The sequence below is a fragment of the Actinomadura geliboluensis genome (genome assembly GCF_005889745.1).
Lineage (GTDB): Bacteria > Actinomycetota > Actinomycetes > Streptosporangiales > Streptosporangiaceae > Spirillospora > Spirillospora geliboluensis.
In genome coordinates this window covers 1-1,240 of sequence record NZ_VCKZ01000746.1, presented here as the reverse complement: position 1 = coordinate 1,240, position 1,240 = coordinate 1, and the positions used below count along the sequence as shown (strand labels likewise).

General features: G+C 69.7%; 3 protein-coding genes. All 3 read right to left on the bottom strand.

Annotated elements, in window-relative coordinates:
- Window positions 1–522 (bottom strand): PH domain-containing protein (locus ETD96_RS43995; RefSeq protein ID WP_138642381.1); only part of this gene is annotated, 522 nt, incomplete at its 3' end.
- A gap of 7 nt (window positions 523–529) precedes the next feature.
- Window positions 530–688 carry a hypothetical protein gene (locus ETD96_RS45650; protein ID WP_171069554.1) on the bottom strand — a complete coding sequence of 53 codons (159 nt, stop codon included), beginning with the start codon at window positions 686–688 and terminating at the stop codon, window positions 530–532.
- Between the two features lie 138 nt (window positions 689–826).
- Entirely contained in the window at window positions 827–1,084 is a 258-nt protein-coding gene (locus ETD96_RS43990) for a hypothetical protein (protein WP_138642380.1), read from the bottom strand.
- Window positions 1,085–1,240: the final 156 nt, after the last annotated feature.

The window sequence follows — 1,240 nt, the reverse complement described above, 5'->3', positions numbered from 1 at the left end:
CGGCTCCGGGTTCTTGTTCGGGAAGATCATCTCGCAGACTTCGAGGTACAGCTGCTCGGGGTAGGGCAGGTAGTCCACGTTGGTGAGCGCCTGGTCCTGGCCGGCGGACTCCAGGATGAACTCGCCGTAGCCGAGCATGCGGCCCGCGATCGTCCGCTTGAAGCTCATGTCGGTGACCTTGGCCAGCGGCATCATCGCGACCTTGCGGGTGATCAGGCCCGTGGTCAGCAGCATCCGCTGGTTGGTGATGACGAAGTAGTCGACCGACCATTCCGCGACGCGCCAGACGAACCAGGCGAGCAGGAGCAGCCAGCCCCACCAGATCCAGCTGATCACCTTGCCCGCGTCGCTGGCGACGGTGTTGCTCAGCACGCCCGCGATGATCAGGCCGCCGAGGACGAGCCCGACCGGGACCATCAGCACGGCCGGGTGGCGCCGCACCGTGATCACCTGGTTCTCGTGCGGGAGCAGGTACTTGTTGACCGACGCGGGCGCCGAGTCGCCGGGGGTGACGAGTCTCATCCCGGCCTCAGGCGAGCGCGTTGACGAAGGTGGCCAGGGAGCCGGCTGCGGACGCGAGGCCGTTGGCCGCCGTCTCCACGGTCTGCGCCGCGCCGTCCGGCTGCTGGATGACGTAGAAGGCCACAAAGGCCACCGCGGCCCATGTCATGTACTTCTTTGCGGGCACGGCTGCCTCCCGGAGCGTCGACTCACGGACCCCGGTTCAGTTTCGCACAGCGTGTCCGACCGGCAAAGCAAGGGATGTAGCGCGTTGCCGCCACCGAAGGCCCCCGCGGAGCCCGGCCGGTGGCACGTGCGCGGCCGGCTATGGCGCGTTGTCCAGCGACGACCGGCTCGCCTTGCGGCGCTTCTCGGCCGCGACCGTCGCGAGCACCTCCAGGTGGCGGCGCGCGATGCGCTCCACGAGATCGGGCGGCGCCGACCCCGTCACCTCTTCGGCTCCGTAACGCGCGGCGGAGACGCACCGCTCCACCGTGTCGGCGCCGTGCACCCCGTCGAACTCCTCGGTGAGCCGCTCGCCGATCGCGGCGTAGCGCGGCCGATCGTCCCCTTGGTGAGCCATCGTGTGACCTCGACTCGAAATCGCTCGCGCCGCCCGGTCCGTTGACGGTCCCCTGTGCCGGGACGGCGGAGGGAACGCGCACGGCGTTCCGTAGCCGTGTGGTACCCCCTGGGCCCGGGAACGAACATCGCAGGTCACGTCGGGTCTCAGGGCGGG

Bases quoted from the DNA above. Each gene is read 5' to 3' on its own strand.
- ETD96_RS43990 (WP_138642380.1), bottom strand. From the start codon at position 1,084: ATGGCTCACCAAGGGGACGATCGGCCGCGCTACGCCGCGATCGGCGAG.